Origin of the sequence: Rhizobium sp. L9 (genome assembly GCF_002531885.1) — a bacterium.
Classification (GTDB): Bacteria; Pseudomonadota; Alphaproteobacteria; order Rhizobiales; family Rhizobiaceae; genus Rhizobium.
This window is the reverse complement of sequence record NZ_NWSZ01000018.1, coordinates 177647-191978: the sequence shown is the minus strand read 5'-3', so window position 1 is coordinate 191978 and position 14332 is coordinate 177647. Positions and strand designations below refer to the sequence as shown.

At 61.7% G+C, this 14332-nt stretch carries 17 protein-coding genes; 14 read left to right on the top strand and 3 right to left on the bottom strand.

Annotated features, from left to right (window positions below; genetic code table 11):
* The coding region (locus CO660_RS19405; RefSeq protein ID WP_210421950.1) for a VCBS domain-containing protein at positions 1–1008 on the top strand (1008 nt) is incomplete at its 5' end.
* 173 nt (positions 1009–1181) lie between these two features.
* Here CO660_RS19405 and CO660_RS33375 read toward each other — a convergent pair.
* Complete coding sequence (locus CO660_RS33375; RefSeq protein ID WP_097600084.1) at positions 1182–1355, bottom strand: hypothetical protein; 174 nt, start codon at positions 1353–1355, stop codon at positions 1182–1184.
* Positions 1356–1481: 126 nt separating this feature from the next.
* Here CO660_RS33375 and CO660_RS19395 point away from each other — a divergent pair, with 126 nt between their 5' ends.
* Together CO660_RS19395 and CO660_RS19390 are read left to right on the top strand one after the other, a co-directional pair.
* Complete coding sequence (locus tag CO660_RS19395; RefSeq protein ID WP_085778592.1) at positions 1482–1682, top strand: hypothetical protein; 201 nt, start codon at positions 1482–1484, stop codon at positions 1680–1682.
* Between the two features lies 1 nt (position 1683).
* Complete coding sequence (locus CO660_RS19390; RefSeq protein ID WP_085778591.1) at positions 1684–1893, top strand: hypothetical protein; 210 nt, start codon at positions 1684–1686, stop codon at positions 1891–1893.
* An 80-nt stretch (positions 1894–1973) separates the two neighbouring features.
* Here CO660_RS19390 and CO660_RS19385 read toward each other — a convergent pair whose 3' ends face one another.
* On the bottom strand, positions 1974–2876 hold the full coding sequence (locus tag CO660_RS19385; RefSeq protein WP_097600083.1) for an SDR family oxidoreductase: 903 nt from the start codon (positions 2874–2876) through the stop codon (positions 1974–1976).
* Between the two features lie 91 nt (positions 2877–2967).
* Between CO660_RS19385 and CO660_RS19380 the strand changes: the two genes are divergently transcribed.
* Complete coding sequence (locus CO660_RS19380) at positions 2968–3792, top strand: helix-turn-helix transcriptional regulator (protein WP_097600082.1); 825 nt, start codon at positions 2968–2970, stop codon at positions 3790–3792.
* A gap of 297 nt (positions 3793–4089) precedes the next feature.
* Here the strand turns inward: CO660_RS19380 and ftsZ are convergent, their stop codons facing one another.
* The gene (gene ftsZ, locus CO660_RS19370; RefSeq protein ID WP_085780110.1) at positions 4090–5112 is read right to left on the bottom strand and encodes a cell division protein FtsZ; all 1023 of its coding nucleotides are present in this window, start codon (positions 5110–5112) and stop codon (positions 4090–4092) included.
* A gap of 306 nt (positions 5113–5418) precedes the next feature.
* Between ftsZ and CO660_RS19365 the strand changes: the two genes are divergently transcribed.
* The 10 genes from CO660_RS19365 (at position 5419) to CO660_RS19320 (ending at position 14302) form a co-directional block, all read left to right on the top strand.
* Positions 5419–5814: a hypothetical protein gene (locus CO660_RS19365; protein ID WP_097600080.1), complete on the top strand. Its 396-nt coding sequence runs from the start codon at positions 5419–5421 to the stop codon at positions 5812–5814.
* Between the two features lie 176 nt (positions 5815–5990).
* The gene (gene blh, locus CO660_RS19360; protein ID WP_097600079.1) at positions 5991–7271 is read left to right on the top strand and encodes a bifunctional sulfur transferase/dioxygenase Blh; all 1281 of its coding nucleotides are present in this window, start codon (positions 5991–5993) and stop codon (positions 7269–7271) included.
* Positions 7272–7419: 148 nt separating this feature from the next.
* The gene (locus tag CO660_RS19355; RefSeq protein ID WP_097600103.1) at positions 7420–7980 is read left to right on the top strand and encodes a hypothetical protein; all 561 of its coding nucleotides are present in this window, start codon (positions 7420–7422) and stop codon (positions 7978–7980) included.
* Positions 7981–8133: 153 nt separating this feature from the next.
* Positions 8134–9057: an MYG1 family protein gene (locus CO660_RS19350; RefSeq protein WP_097600102.1), complete on the top strand. Its 924-nt coding sequence runs from the start codon at positions 8134–8136 to the stop codon at positions 9055–9057.
* 232 nt (positions 9058–9289) lie between these two features.
* Positions 9290–9679, top strand: a complete 390-nt coding sequence (locus CO660_RS19345) for a cytochrome c family protein (protein WP_176536324.1) — start codon at positions 9290–9292, stop codon at positions 9677–9679.
* A gap of 144 nt (positions 9680–9823) precedes the next feature.
* The gene (locus CO660_RS19340; protein WP_097600077.1) at positions 9824–10642 is read left to right on the top strand and encodes a cytochrome c oxidase subunit II; all 819 of its coding nucleotides are present in this window, start codon (positions 9824–9826) and stop codon (positions 10640–10642) included.
* Between the two features lie 67 nt (positions 10643–10709).
* Positions 10710–12488 carry a cytochrome c oxidase subunit I gene (ctaD, locus tag CO660_RS19335; RefSeq protein WP_097600076.1) on the top strand — a complete coding sequence of 593 codons (1779 nt, stop codon included), beginning with the start codon at positions 10710–10712 and terminating at the stop codon, positions 12486–12488.
* On the top strand, positions 12485–13198 hold the full coding sequence (locus CO660_RS19330) for a cytochrome c oxidase subunit 3 (RefSeq protein ID WP_097600075.1): 714 nt from the start codon (positions 12485–12487) through the stop codon (positions 13196–13198). The genes ctaD and CO660_RS19330 overlap by 4 nt, the downstream gene beginning before the upstream one ends.
* Before the next feature lie 11 nt (positions 13199–13209).
* Positions 13210–13929: a heme-copper oxidase subunit III family protein gene (locus CO660_RS19325; RefSeq protein ID WP_097600074.1), complete on the top strand. Its 720-nt coding sequence runs from the start codon at positions 13210–13212 to the stop codon at positions 13927–13929.
* A 7-nt stretch (positions 13930–13936) separates the two neighbouring features.
* The gene (locus CO660_RS19320) at positions 13937–14302 is read left to right on the top strand and encodes a cytochrome C oxidase subunit IV family protein (RefSeq protein ID WP_097600073.1); all 366 of its coding nucleotides are present in this window, start codon (positions 13937–13939) and stop codon (positions 14300–14302) included.
* The last annotated feature ends 30 nt before the right edge of the window (positions 14303–14332 follow it).

Here is a 14332-nt window from a genome sequence, read left to right as displayed (position 1 = left end):
GCGGTCAGCGACACGCTGAGCGTCAGCTCGCTCGACGGCACCGCCAGCCACAACATCGTCGTCGCCATCACCGGCGCGGATGATGGAGCCAGGCAGGCACCCACCGACATTAAGCTGACGCCTGTCGTTCCGGCGGACAGTGTCAACTTCAATAATTTTGAGTTCAGTGGTTTGCTGTCGGCGACTGATCCCGACGTGGGTGGATTCAGCTTCAACATTGCTTCGCAGTCGAATCCGGGCTTGTTCTCCATAACCGGCAATACGCTTCATTCGACTGCGCTATCGACGAACGGTACATTTTCAGTGACGGTAACGGCAATGCAGACCGGTGATCCTATAGGGCCGACCTTCGAAAAGACGGAGACGTTCACTGTAATTACCGGTGGCAATGGCAATTCAGTGGACAATCCGACCGGTGGAACCGGCGACGATGTGCTCTACGGTGGCGGCGGTAACGATATGATGTTCGGGCTGGGAGGTGACGACACTCTTTTCGGTCAAGACGGCAACGACACGCTAAACGGTGGTGCTGGCAACAACATCCTTACCGGTGGCGTGGGAAATGACACCTTCTTTTTCCAAAAGTTTGCCACTACAACGAACCATATGACTGATTTCAATGCTGGGACGAATAGCACAACCGTGGACAGGTTCCAGTTGGACGTTGGAGGCGGCACATTCGAGTTCGCCGTCGGCAACAACAATACAACTGTGGACAATGTGAAGGTGGGGAACAACGCCACGATCAATGTTGCCGGAACGGAGCTTGCTGTCAAAACAGACGTGAGCGTCACTAACGCAACCGTCCAGAGCACTATCGATGGTTACGGCAACATAACCACAGGGGCATTGTTCGTGTTCCACAATACGGATCTCGGCCATGCGGCGGTCTACTACGATCAGAACCCAGGTTCAGCCGGCGGCGCGGTGCTGGTGGCTGAATTCGACAACATCACGACCCTCGGCGGGCTTGCGAATTTTAACTCGGGCGACTTCTTGTTTGGCTGAGGCGGTTTGTGATTGCGCAACGAGGTAGTTTTCCGACAGCAGCCGGACTGAACCTCATTCCCGCGCACAGGCCTGCGGGGGGTCTGAAATTCTGTGCGCCCAGCGTACTCGGCGCACAGAATTCGTCGGGTGGCAGATAGCGTCATTTCACGCGTCGCGGGAGCCTGCCGGCCTCAATTGGTCCCATCGTTTGGTCTTGCCTTTGCGCTGTCATTGGTGGTGTCCGACGCGGTTTTTCCGTCCGGTTGCTGGCCGAAATAGGTGCCGCCGAGATGGCCGCCGGCGCTGGTGTTTCTGACCTGCTGTTCGGCGCGTTTCTGAAGTTCTCGAACGTTGGTCTTGCTCATGTTCGGCTCCTTTCTCGAGGTTCTCGACCTTTCACCAACCGATGGGGACCGGGACTGTTCCAAATTTTCTGCCGGAACCCTTCCTCGCTTTCGCGGTTTTTCCTATTCAACCAAGGAGAAACGACGATGGGCATGACCACCCCCAAGGACGGCGCCCCCGGCACCACCGATCAATCGCCTCGGTGGGAAGGACCGAAGGGAAACACCCCGCGCGGTTATCTCAAACCCAAGGACGATCCGGACAGGAATCGCGACGCCAATGGTGAGAACAACCGCGATCCTGAAATGAACGACATTTCCGACGCTATGAAGCAGAAAGGCGAATGACATGGGCAATCCGAAAAAGGACGCCGCCGGTCAGTTTGCCAAATCCCGGGCCGACCGGAAGGCCAGCGGCGTTGCCAGCGCCAAGCCGACCGTGATCACCGGCTCGGAGGACGCCACGGTGAACAAGAACCCGCCGGGCAAGAAGAAGCCCGAGAAGGACTGGGACATCAATTACGATCCCGCCGATATGAACGAGGGACGGATGCGCTGAGCCGGTAGCGCACCCGCCTCATCCGACGCGGCCCCTTGCGGGGCAACTCAGGATGAGGCTCGTGAGCGATGGCCCGACATTCAGGCTTGCGCTGCCCCGGTAAAATAGGCCGGGTGGTCGATATCGGCGAGCAAGCCAGGTTCCATGGGCTGCCAGCCGAGGAGAATGCGGGTGTGTGCACTCGAGGTGGGCACGTCGAAGCCGGCGAACATTCCAAACCAGCCAAAATGCTCAGCCGCCTCTTGCCGCGACAGCGAGACGGCAGGCACGCCGAGGCGGCGGCCGATGAGCTCCGCAATCTCCCGGAAGGGCACACCCTCTTCGGCGACCGCGAGGAAGGGGCCACCGCTGGCGCCATGCTCCAGCGCCAGGCGGTAGACCCGGGCGGCATCGCGCCTGTGCACGGCTGGCCAGCGATTCTCCCCGTCGCCGATATAGGCGGAAATACCTTTCCGCCGGGCGATATCGATGAGGATTGGGATGAAGCCGTGATCGCCATGGCCGTGCACTGATGGCGGGAGCCGGACGGTGGAGGCGCGCACGCCGCGGGCGACAAGTGATACCGCAGTGATTTCGGAGGCGCGGGGATAGGTTTCGGTCGTTGGCATCGGCGGGTCCTTCTCCGTGCCGATGCGGCCAGGCGCATGGCCAAGGCCCGCTGTGACCAGTAGCGGACGGTTGGAGCCCCGGAGGGCTTCGCCGAGCGCCTCGATGGCGCGCCGGTCGGCGGCGCAATTCTCCGCGAATTTCGAGAAGTCATGGTTGAAGGCCGTGTGGATGACGCCGTCGGCCTCGGCCGCGCCGCGCTTCAAACCCTCCAGGTCGTCAAGCGTGCCGCGCTGGACCTCGGCTCCTGATGCCGCCAGTTCGGCCGCTCCCTTGTCCGAGCGGGCCAGGCCGAGAACCTGATGGCCGGCGCCGATCAACTCCTTGACGACGGCCGAGCCCACCCACCCTGTGGCTCCGGTAACGAATACGCGCATGTCGATATCTCCTGATTGGACGCAGACAGATATCGAGCAGGCTGATATCATGGTAAAGTAGTGATCTTATCATGGTATAAAGGCTAACAGGATGAGCGAATTCGTCGCCTCCGATAATCGGCTGGGCAGCTACCTCAAGGACCGCCGCGGCAAGCTCGATCCCGCCGCCCTTGGCTTTGCCGGCGAGCGGCGCCGTACGCCGGGGCTTCGCCGCGAGGAGGTGGCGAGCCGCGCCAATATCAGCCCCACCTGGTACACATGGCTGGAGCAGGGCCGCGGCGGTGCGCCTTCGGCCGACGTGCTCGACCGAATCGCCCGTGCCCTGATGCTGACGGATATCGAGCGCGAGCACCTCTTTCTGATTGGGCTCGGCCGCCCGCCCGAAGTGCGCTACCGCAGCGACCAGGGCATCACGCCGCGGTTGCAGGGCGTGCTCGACGCGCTTGATCCGTGCCCGGCGCTGATCCGCACCGCGATTTGGGACGTGGTCGGCTGGAACCGGGCGGCGACCGTGCTACTGACCGACTACGGCGCGCTGCCGCCGGAAGAGCGCAACGTGCTGCGCTTCATCTTCCTCGACCCGCGCGTGCGCGCTGCTCAATATGACTGGGAAAGTGTCGCCCGCTTCGTCGTGGCCGCCTTCCGGGTGGATGCGGCACGCGCCGGTGCTGCCGCCGAGGTGGAGCCGCTGGTCGACGAACTCTGCCGCAAGAGCCCGGAATTCCTGGCCATGTGGCGCGACAACGATGTGCGCACCCATGGCGAGGGCGCCAAACACATCAAACACCCGGTCCTCGGCCTGCTCTCCTTCGAATATTCCGCCTTCCAGGTGGACGGTCGGCCGGACCTCAGCATGGTGGTGTATAATCCGGCGACGGACGAGGATGCGGCGAAGATCAGAGAATTAGTCAGGTGAGACAGTGACGCTGCTGCCGTGATTGATAGGGACTGCTACTGGAAGTCTTCAGAGCTCGAAAGGAGAGCCGTGGTCAGTGATAATGCGGCGAATAGAAACAGGTACTTCAATTTTCTATCTTGAGTTCCGCGGTGTCTCTCTTGAGCATTGGCGCGGTATCTTCCGACCACGCTCATGATGAGGCGCATAGCCTTATGGGCCATGCCTCGAAGCATGAGCGCCGCATACTTTCCTGCGTTTTGAGTGCGATGCTCATCCGGCCGATCTCTGACAAACCGGCCGGTTGACTGCCGCCGCTTACTGCAGCGTGCGCGTCTGAATCGGCTCAGCGGGCGCGTGAGAAGGGGACGCGGAGAGAGAGCTGCCTTCCAGGCCGGTCGCCACCACCGAGACGCGGAATTTGCCGTCGAGGCTGCGGTCGAAAATCGCGCCGACGACGATGTCGGCGTCGTCCTGCACTTCGTCACGAATGCGGCTTGCCGCCTCGTCCACTTCGAACAAGGTCATATCCGAGCCGCCGGAGATCGAGATCAGCACACCCTTGGCGCCCTTCATCGAAATATCATCCAGAAGCGGGTTGGCGATTGCCGCTTCCGCCGCCTTCATCGCCCGGCTTTCGCCGGCGGCTTCGCCGGTGCCCATCATCGCGCGGCCCATGCCCTGCATGACCGACTTCACGTCGGCGAAATCGAGGTTAATCAGACCTTCCTTGACGATGAGGTCGGTGATGCAGCCGACACCGGCAAAGAGCACGCGGTCGGCCGTCATAAAGGCATCGGCGAAGGTGGTTTTCGCATCGGCGATGCGGAAAAGGTTTTGATTGGGAATGACAATAACGGTATCGGCCGCCTGACGAAGGGCCTCGATGCCAGCTTCCGCCGTCCGCATGCGGCGATTACCCTCGAAGGTAAACGGCTTGGTGACGACGCCAACGGTCAGGATGCCGGCCGCGCGTGCGGCGCGCGCGATGACCGGGGCTGCGCCCGTGCCCGTTCCTCCGCCCATGCCGGCGGTGACGAAACACATGTGCGATCCTGCCAGGTGATCCATGATCTCGTCGAGCGATTCTTCTGCCGCCGCATGTCCGATTTCCGGCAGGGAACCGGCGCCGAGGCCCTCCGTCACATTCGCGCCGAGCTGGATGCGGCGCGATGCCTTTGAGGTGGCAAGAACCTGGGCATCGGTGTTTGCGGCGACGAATTCGACGCCTGCCAGCTTCTCCGCGATCATATTGTTGATCGCATTGCCGCCGCCGCCGCCGACGCCAACCACGGTGATTTGCGGCCGCAGCCCGGTAATGCCGCTCTTGGCGTCCGTCATCGTCTTCTCCTTCGATATCTCGTTTCCGCACGCCCTCATCGCGGACAGCGAATCGGCGTTGAGCATAGTCGCCCAACAAGGCAGAGGCGAGGCGAAAGAAGCGGTGCGCCTTGAGCGACGCGAAGTTCTCGTCAGCTCTGCGTCGGCAATCCGAAGCGGCGGGCAAGTGCGTGTCCTCTCGCAGTGGGACGCAGGCGAGACATCCTAGCTGTGCTGCTGATTTCGATCACAAGCGCCGGCGGGGCGTGAACTAAAGCCGCGCCGCGGTGTTTACAGGCATGCCTCTTCTCTGAAAGGAACATCCCCATGCAAAGACTCTTGCTCTCCGGTCTTGCCCTTGCAGCATCGGCCGCCACCGCCTTCGCCCAACAGCCGCCCGCTCCACCACCCGCCGGCGAGCCACCCGCAGCGAATGAGCCCGCATCGCCACCCCCGCCTGCGCCTGATGATGAGAGGGTGATGCGTCACGGGGCGGATGAGCAGTCCCGAGATCGCCCCGACTACCGCTGGCATGGTTCGAGAGGCGACATGGGCTTCCGTGATTATCGCGGTCATCGCCTGCCGCCGCCCTCCAAGGCGGCCCGTTTCCAGATCGAGGATGGAAATACCCGGATCGACCTGAAATGCGCTGAGGACGAACCGACGAAGGTTTGCGCCGATCTGTTGCTCCAGGTGATGGATCGCCTGCAGGGCCAGGATTGACTTCAACGGACGTCACATTCGATGTCGATCGGCGGCAAGGGGCGCCGACGCTGTCGTTTTGACCAGCCGGGCGAGCGCGAGAACAGGCGCCTCTATTCTTGCGCTCGGCAATATACTTGTGAGATTGTACGGCTATACGTGCGATACTGCGTGATCAGGGCGGCGCGGAGGCTTCGATGATGCCGGTGAGGGTCAATGAGCGGCTATCGGTGGCGGGGCAGCCCGATCCAGCCGCTTTTGCCGATTTCGCCAAGGAGGGCTTCGCCGCCGTCATCAACGCCAGGCCCGACGGCGAGGAGCCGGGCCAGCCAGGCAATGCGGCAGAAAAGATTTCCGCTGCCGCCGCCGGGCTTTCCTACAGTTTCGTGCCGGTGAAAGGCAACGAGATTACCGAGGCCGATATACGCGCCTTTCAGGCGGCGATGGTTGAGGCGAAGGGACCGGTCGTCGCCCATTGCAAGAGCGGCACGCGAGCATTGACGCTCTACGCGTTGGGCGAGGTGCTCGACGGGCGGATGAAGCCGGCGGATGTCCAGACCTTCGGCGAAGGCCTTGGCTTCGATCTTGCCGCCGCACGCCGCTGGCTCGAAAAGGCGGCAAGCCCACGGCCCCAGGTGAAGGCCTTCTTCGAACCCCGGACCTGCAGCGTGCAATATGTCGTCTCCGATCCGGCCACAAAACGCTGTGCCATCATCGATCCGGTGCTCGACTTCGACGAGATGTCGGGCGCGACGGGAACGGTGAACGCCGATGCCATCCTTGCTTACATCGAGAGCGAACGGATGACGGTCGAGTGGATCCTCGACACGCATCCGCATGCCGATCACTTCTCCGCGGCCCATTATCTCAACGAAAAGACTGGCGCGCCGACAGCGATCGGCGTCCATGTCACCGATGTGCAGAGGCTTTGGAAGGAGATCTATAACTGGCCGGCGCTCGCGACCGACGGCTCGCAATGGGACCGGCTCTTTGCCGATGGCGACACGTTTGAAATCGGCGGTCTTACGGCCCGAGTGATGTTTTCGCCCGGCCATACGCTGGCATCGGTGACCTATGTGGTCGGCGACGCCGCCTTCGTGCACGACACGATGTTCACGCCGGATTCGGGTACGGCGCGCACCGATTTTCCCGGCGGCAGCGCGACCGCCCTCTGGCACTCGATCCAGGCGATCCTATCGCTGCCCGAGGAGACCCGCCTCTTTTCCGGCCACGATTATCAGCCCGGGGGTCGTCACCCGCGCTGGGAAAGCACGGTCGCAGCCCAAAAGCGCGCCAATCCGCATATTGCAGGCATGGACGAGGCCGGCTTCGTGGCGCTGCGTGAGGCGCGCGACCGTACGCTGCCCAAACCGAAGCTGATGCTGCATGCGCTGCAGGTCAACATCCGCGGCGGTCGGCTGCCGGAACCAGAGGAGAACGGCCGCCGGTATCTGAAGATCCCGCTGGATGCTTTATGACGGCGACGGCGAGGCGGCGACGGCCGCCATGAGCTCGCTGGCCTTTTTCCCGGATTGCCCTATGATTTCCTACCGCCCCGTGCTTTGCGCATCTGATAGGACGCGCGGCGCCGGAGGGCGTGTGCGCCCGCTCGAACGGAGTTTCGAAATGCTCGAACGAAATCAGCTTCCTTTGCGCCCGGCAGCTCCCGGTTTCGCGGTCGCCTGGGTCACGGTCATTGCCGGCGCCAGCGTCGCTCTCAGCCTGCTTTTTGCCTGCGTCACGCCTTTCGTTGCGCTGGCGGCAGTCTCGGCGGTCGTTCTTCCCCGGAAGATGGCGATAATGGCGGTGCTGTTCGCCTGGCTTGCCAACCAGACGGTCGGATATCTCATGCTCGGCTATCCCCAGACCTTCGACAGCTTTGCCTGGGGGCTGACGATCGGTGTCGCCGCATTTGCATCGCTCGTGGCATCGCTCAGCGTGCTTCGCCTCAAGGCCGGCCTTGCCGCCACCATGGCCGCCGCCTTTATCGCCGGGTTCGTCGCGTATGAGGCAGTGCTCTTTGCAGCGACGGTAGCGCTTCCGTCCGGCGATGGCGCGTTTTCGGCAGCGGTCGTCGCCGAGGTTCTTTTGATCAATTCTCTGGCCGTAATCGGGCTGATCTGCCTGCATATCGGCGCAGCCGGGCGCGCGCTCGTTGCAGCACAGCCGGGACCGGCGCTGCCTTAGGCCATTGCCTCCACACATATCGGTCAAAGCTGCCCTGTCGCCTTCGACACTATGCAGAATGCGCGAAGCCGGGTTGAGATAGCGGCCGGCAACGGCTATCTCGTTCAGACCCGCAAGCGGATCCTCCGCCAAACCACAAGGCGCATAACTTCGATGAGCCCCGATTTCCTCGTTACCCATTCCGGTGGTTTCCATGCCGACGAGCTGCTGTCGAGCGTCATCCTGACGCGGCTTTTCCCGCAGGCGCGTCTGATCCGCAGCCGGGCGCCGGAATGGATCACGCCAGCCCCGGACCGGATCATCTATGATGTCGGCGGAGCCTATGATCCTGCCGCCGGCATATTCGATCATCATCAGCGCGGCGCGCCGTTGCGGGAAGATGGCCAGCCCTACAGTTCGTTCGGCCTGATCTGGAAGCACTACGGCCGCGAATATCTCGTAGCCTCCGGTCTTCCCGATCATCATGTCGAAGCCCTGCACTCCAATTTCGACATCGGTTTCGTGCTGCCGATCGACCTGACCGACAATGGCGCGCTCAGCCCTTCGGGCCCTTTGGCCAGCCTGACGCTGCCGGCGCTGCTCGAGACCCTGAAACCGGTGTTCGATGAGGAGGAACCCGAGGCTGACGATCGTGCCTTCCACGCGGCGCTGGCCATTGCCCGCAGTTTCATCGATGCCGGGATCGCCCAGAGGGCCGCAAAACTGCGAGCCGAGGCGATCGTGTATCGGGCGATCGAGGTTGCTGGGCAGGGGCGTATTCTGGAATTGCCGAGAGGGATGCCCTTCCGTCCCGCCATCGTCAAGGCCGGCGCCGATCACCTGCTGTTCGTCGTCCACCCGCGCGAAAAGGATTGGTGCGTGACCGGCATTCGCCGTGGCGACGACGGGTTCGAGCTCCGGGCCGATCTGCCGGCAACCTGGGCCGGCCTTACCAATGGCGAGCTGGAGGCGGCCTGCGGCATCGAGGGCGCTAGCTTCTGCCATAACGGCCGCTTTATCGCTGCCGCCAGAACCCGGGAGGCGGCGCTTGCCATGGCCGAATTGGCCGTGCAAGAGGCGCTTTCGATCGGAGTATAAGTCGGGTGGCGTGGCGCCATTCTCCAGCAGATCACCGCGTGCTGACCGGGTTTCCGACCGGTATTTGCGTCGGGCCACAAGGTATCGGATTGCGCCCAAGTGCCAGCAATCGTGGAAGCGATTGACTTGCATCCGCGAAGGACTAACTTTAACCCCTAGCAACCACCACCCCCGCGCGAATGATGGCCGAGGGTGAGAGTGGCTGGCGACCTTGAGGAGGATGAGGTTTGCCGTGGATTACCGTGCTGTTCTGCTGATTACTGCATCCGTCATTGCCCTTTTCCCTCTCAACGCTGGAGCGCAGGAGGGGGATGCGACGGCTGGCGCCACCGTTTTCAAGAAATGTGCCACCTGTCATGTCGTCGAGTCCGATACGAACAAGGTGGGTCCGTCACTGAACAAGCTGTTCGGCCGAAAGGCCGGGACGCATCCTGATTTTACTTATTCTGCGGCGATGAAGGCGGCCGGCGAGGGTGGTCTCGTTTGGGACGAGGCGACGTTGCGTGACTATCTGCATAATCCGAAAGCCAAAGTGAAGGGCACCAAGATGGCCTTCGCAGGAGTGAAGGATGACCAGGAAATCACCAATCTCATTGCCTATCTCAAACAATATTCTCAATGACGGGCAATACTCCAAATGACGATTTGCCGGCGGCGGCGCATGCCTAAATCGCCGTAATTGCCGACATTTTCTATTTGTGCGATAATAAACTCGACGTTTTTGTGGAGTGCGGTTTCACGGTCGGTCGGCCCAGGAGGGGCGGAAATGGCTGTTGTGCTGATTCTCGTCTTGGTTGTCGTTGGCTCCGTGCTGTTCCACGTGCTGAGCCCGTGGTGGTGGACGCCGATCGCGTCCAACTGGAGCTATATCGACAACACGCTCGTCATCACCTTCTGGATCACCGGCATCGTCTTCGTGGCGGTGGTTTCGTTCATGGCCTATTGCGTCTTCCGCTTCCGCCACAGACCGGGCAATCGGGCGCATTATGAGCCTGAAAATCGCAGACTGGAATTGCTTCTGGCCTCGGGAACGGCAGTTGGCGTCGCGGCAATGCTCGCGCCTGGCCTGATCGTCTGGAACCAGTTCATCACAGTGCCCGCCGATGCCGCATCGGTCGAAGTCGTCAGCCAGCAGTGGCTGTGGAGCTTCCGCCTGCCGGGCGCGGACGGAAAGCTCGGCCGCGCCGAGACGCGTGACGTCACTTCCGACAATCCGCTGGGCCTCGACAAGAACGATGCAAACGGCCTCGACGACATCATCGTCGAAGGCGGCGAGCTTCATCTGCCGATCGGAAAGCCCGTGCACATATTGCTGCGCTCCGTCGATGTGCTCCATGATTTCTACGTGCCGGAATTCCGCGCCAAGATGGACATGATCCCCGGCATGGTCACCTATTTCTGGCTGACACCGACACGCACGGGCACGTTCGAGATCCTCTGTGCCGAACTTTGCGGCGTCGGTCATCCGCAGATGCGCGGCACCGTCATTGTCGACAGCGACGCGGACTATCAGACCTGGCTCGGGCAGCAGCAGACATTCACCCAGCTGACGGCGTCATCGGGAGAGCCGCCGCCGGCAAACTGAACTGGCGGGAAGACGGCCGGAGGCCGCAGGCCGCTCTAACCAACCGGCTGACATAGGAGGAGATATCATGGTCGAGATTCCGTCCGGCAGCGCAGGTGACATCCCGACCGCCGAAGTCGAGGATGTCGAGCTTTATCATCCGCACAGCTGGTGGACGAAATATGTGTTCAGCCAGGATGCCAAGATCATTGCCGTCCAATATTCGCTGACCGCCATCTCGATCGGCCTGGTGGCGCTGGTGCTCTCCTGGCTGATGCGCATTCAGCTCGCCTTTCCCGGCACTTTCGCCTTCATCGATGCCGATCACTATTACCAGTTCATCACCATGCACGGTATGATCATGGTGATCTATCTGCTCACTGCGCTCTTCCTCGGCGGCTTCGGCAACTACCTCATCCCGCTGATGGTCGGTGCGCGCGACATGGTGTTCCCTTATGCGAACATGCTGAGCTACTGGATCTATCTGCTGGCGGTGCTGATCCTGGCGGCGGGGTTTTTCGCCCCCGGCGGCCCGACGGGGGCAGGCTGGACGCTCTATCCGCCGCAATCCGTTTTGTCGGGCACACCCGGCGGCAAGGACTGGGGCATCCTGCTCATGCTCATCTCGCTGATCGTCTTCATCATCGGCTTCACCATGGGCGGCCTGAATTATGTGGTGACGGTGCTGCAGGGACGCGCGCGCGGCATGACGCTGATGCGGATGCCGCTCACCGTCTGGGGCATCTTCACAGCGACCGTTATGGCGCTCTTGGCCTTTCCGGCCCTGTTCGTCGCCTGCGTCATGATGATGTTCGACCGCCTGCTCGGCACCAGCTTCTTCATGCCCGCCATCGTCGAGATGGGCGAGCAGCTCAAGCATGGCGGCGGCAGCCCGATCCTGTTCCAGCACCTGTTCTGGTTCTTCGGGCATCCGGAGGTCTATATCGTCGCGCTGCCGGCTTTCGGCATTGTTTCGGATCTCATCAGTACGCATGCGCGCAAGAACATCTTCGGCTACCGGATGATGGTCTGGGCGATCGTCATCATCGGGGGCTTGAGCTTCGTCGTCTGGGCGCACCACATGTATGTCAGCGGCATGCACCCGGCCTTCGGCTTCTTCTTCGCCACCACGACGCTGATCATCGCCATCCCGACGGCGATCAAGGTCTACAACTGGGTGCTGACGCTCTGGCGCGGCGATATCCATCTGACGCTGCCGATGCTCTTTGCGCTCGCCTTCATCGTCACTTTCGTCAATGGTGGTCTGACCGGCCTCTTCCTCGGTAATGTCGTCGTCGACGTGCCGCTATCTGATACGATGTTCGTCGTTGCGCATTTTCATATGGTCATGGGGGTCGCGCCGATCCTCGTCATCTTCGGGGCGATCTATCACTGGTATCCTAAGGTGACGGGACGCATGCTGGATGAGACGCTCGGCCGTATCCACTTCTGGGTCACCTTCCTCGGCACCTATGCGATCTTCTTTCCAATGCATTATCTCGGCCTGCTTGGTGTGCCGCGCCGTTATTTCGAGATGGGAGAGACGGCCTTCGTGCCACCGTCTGCTCATACGCTGAACATCTTCATCACCGTCATGGCGCTCGTTGTCGGGGCCGGGCAGATCGTCTTTCTGTTCAACCTGGTCTGGAGCCTTTTCCGGGGCAGGGAGGCTGGCGGCAATCCTTGGCGGGCGACGACGCTCGAATGGCAGACGCCTGAGACGCCGCCCGCGCACGGCAACTGGGGCAGCGATCTGCCCGTCGTCTACCGCTGGGCCTATGATTACAGCGTGCCGGGGGCGGCCGAAGATTTCATTCCGCAGAATGTGCCGGCAAGCGGCGGCTCAACGCGGGAGGTCCCGGCATGAACGTCGTGCTGATCTTCCTCGCTGCCATAGCCGCCATCATGATCTGGTGGCTGGCCGGACAGCGGCTGACCTCGAAGCCATGGCTCGAAACCGGCTCGCTGCAGCAGCCGGATCATCATGGTGCAGACCGGCCGCCTGTGCCTGCGGTGAAAATAGGCCTCTTCGTGTTTCTAGCAGTCGTCGGCGCGGTCTTCAGCCTTGCCGTCAGCGCCTATTTCATGCGCGCGGCCTCAGCGGACTGGTGGGGGATGCCGGTTCCGCGGCTGCTCTGGGTGAACACCGCGGCCCTTGCCTTGAGCAGCGCGGCACTGCAATGGGCCAAACATCAAGCACAGCATGGTCGCATGGAAAGTCTACGGCCGGCGCTTGCGACAGGATTTGCGCTTGCCGTCTTCTTTCTCGCCGGGCAGATCCAGGCATGGCGGGAACTGACGGCGGCCGGATACATACTGGCCGACAATCCCGCCAACAGCTTCTTCTATATGCTCACCGGCCTGCACGGGCTGCATATTCTGGGCGGGCTTGCCGTCCTCGCGCATACGACGGTCAAGGCGTTCGCAGCCGATGTCGCGCCGGAGAGACTGCGGCTCAGCGTCGACCTATCGGCCATCTATTCGCATTTCATGCTCGCCGTCTGGCTTTTGCTCTTCGCGCTCTTTGCCGGCTGGGCGAATGATTTCGTCGATCTCTGCCGCACGTTGATAAGCTAGGGGATTTGCAGATGGCACATTCCGTCCAGACACACGGTGAGGCAGACCTCAGGCCCGCGGGCCTTCGCGGAGTCGCGGCCGATTTCAGCTCGGATCAGCGCGCCTTCAAGACCGCCTCCTGGGGCAAGGCGATGATGTGGATTTTTCTGCTCAGCGACACCTTCGTCTTCGGCTGTTTTCTGATCGCCTATATGACCGCCCGCATGTCGACGCCCGTCGCCTGGCCCAATCCAAGCGAGGTCTTCGCGCTCCACATCGGCGGCCAGGACGTGCCGCTGATCCTGATCGCGATCATGACCTTCGTGCTGATCTCCAGCAGTGGCACCATGGCGATGGCGGTCAATTTCGGCTATCGCCGCGACCGCCGCGTGACTGCGATACTCATGCTGCTGACGGCAGTTCTTGGCGCAACCTTCGTCAGCATGCAGGCTTTCGAATGGACGAAACTGATCACCGAAGGCGTGCGCCCCTGGGAGAACCCCTGGGGGGCAGCCCAGTTCGGATCGTCCTTCTTCATGATCACCGGCTTCCACGGCACCCATGTGACGATCGGCGTCATCTTCCTCCTCATCATCGCCCGCAAGGTCTGGCGGGGCGATTTCGACGTGGAACGGCGCGGCTTCTTCACCAGCCGGAAAGGTCGCTACGAGGCCGTCGAGATCATGGGCCTCTACTGGCACTTCGTCGACCTGGTCTGGGTCTTCATCTTCGCGTTTTTTTATCTATGGTGAGGTCGTCATGAGCGAGACAACGGCGCATGCCCAAACAAAAACGGCGCATGCACAAGCACAGACGGGACAGCAACATCCGATCCGGCTCTATCTCTTCGTCTGGGGCCTACTCTTCGTGCTCAGCGCCTTTTCCTACCTGGTCGATTATTTCGGCATTCAGGGCTATCTCAGATGGACGCTGATCCTTCTGTTCATGATGCTGAAGGCCGGGCTGATCGTCGCGGTCTTCATGCATATGGCCTGGGAGCGCCTGGCGCTCGTCTACGCCATCCTGTTGCCGCCGGTGCTGGTGCTGGTCTTCGTGGCACTGATGGTATCGGAATCGCAATACACGATCTTTACGCGGCTCGCCTTTTTCGGCGCGGCCCCTTAAATATTGTCGTCGGGGGCTGAGTGCGACGTC

What these genes read in the sequence shown, in the direction of transcription:
- CO660_RS33375 (WP_097600084.1), bottom strand. Translation starts at nt 1,355, where the DNA reads ATGAGCAAGACCAACGTTCGAGAACTTCAGAAACGCGCCGAACAGCAG.
- CO660_RS19395 (WP_085778592.1), top strand. Translation starts at nt 1,482, where the DNA reads ATGGGCATGACCACCCCCAAGGACGGCGCCCCCGGCACCACCGATCAA.
- CO660_RS19390 (WP_085778591.1), top strand. Translation starts at nt 1,684, where the DNA reads ATGGGCAATCCGAAAAAGGACGCCGCCGGTCAGTTTGCCAAATCCCGG.
- CO660_RS19385 (WP_097600083.1), bottom strand. Translation starts at nt 2,876, where the DNA reads ATGCGCGTATTCGTTACCGGAGCCACAGGGTGGGTGGGCTCGGCCGTC.
- CO660_RS19380 (WP_097600082.1), top strand. Translation starts at nt 2,968, where the DNA reads ATGAGCGAATTCGTCGCCTCCGATAATCGGCTGGGCAGCTACCTCAAG.
- ftsZ (WP_085780110.1), bottom strand. Translation starts at nt 5,112, where the DNA reads ATGACGGACGCCAAGAGCGGCATTACCGGGCTGCGGCCGCAAATCACC.
- CO660_RS19365 (WP_097600080.1), top strand. Translation starts at nt 5,419, where the DNA reads ATGCAAAGACTCTTGCTCTCCGGTCTTGCCCTTGCAGCATCGGCCGCC.
- blh (WP_097600079.1), top strand. Translation starts at nt 5,991, where the DNA reads ATGATGCCGGTGAGGGTCAATGAGCGGCTATCGGTGGCGGGGCAGCCC.
- CO660_RS19355 (WP_097600103.1), top strand. Translation starts at nt 7,420, where the DNA reads ATGCTCGAACGAAATCAGCTTCCTTTGCGCCCGGCAGCTCCCGGTTTC.
- CO660_RS19350 (WP_097600102.1), top strand. Translation starts at nt 8,134, where the DNA reads ATGAGCCCCGATTTCCTCGTTACCCATTCCGGTGGTTTCCATGCCGAC.
- CO660_RS19340 (WP_097600077.1), top strand. Translation starts at nt 9,824, where the DNA reads ATGGCTGTTGTGCTGATTCTCGTCTTGGTTGTCGTTGGCTCCGTGCTG.
- ctaD (WP_097600076.1), top strand. Translation starts at nt 10,710, where the DNA reads ATGGTCGAGATTCCGTCCGGCAGCGCAGGTGACATCCCGACCGCCGAA.
- CO660_RS19330 (WP_097600075.1), top strand. Translation starts at nt 12,485, where the DNA reads ATGAACGTCGTGCTGATCTTCCTCGCTGCCATAGCCGCCATCATGATC.
- CO660_RS19325 (WP_097600074.1), top strand. Translation starts at nt 13,210, where the DNA reads ATGGCACATTCCGTCCAGACACACGGTGAGGCAGACCTCAGGCCCGCG.
- CO660_RS19320 (WP_097600073.1), top strand. Translation starts at nt 13,937, where the DNA reads ATGAGCGAGACAACGGCGCATGCCCAAACAAAAACGGCGCATGCACAA.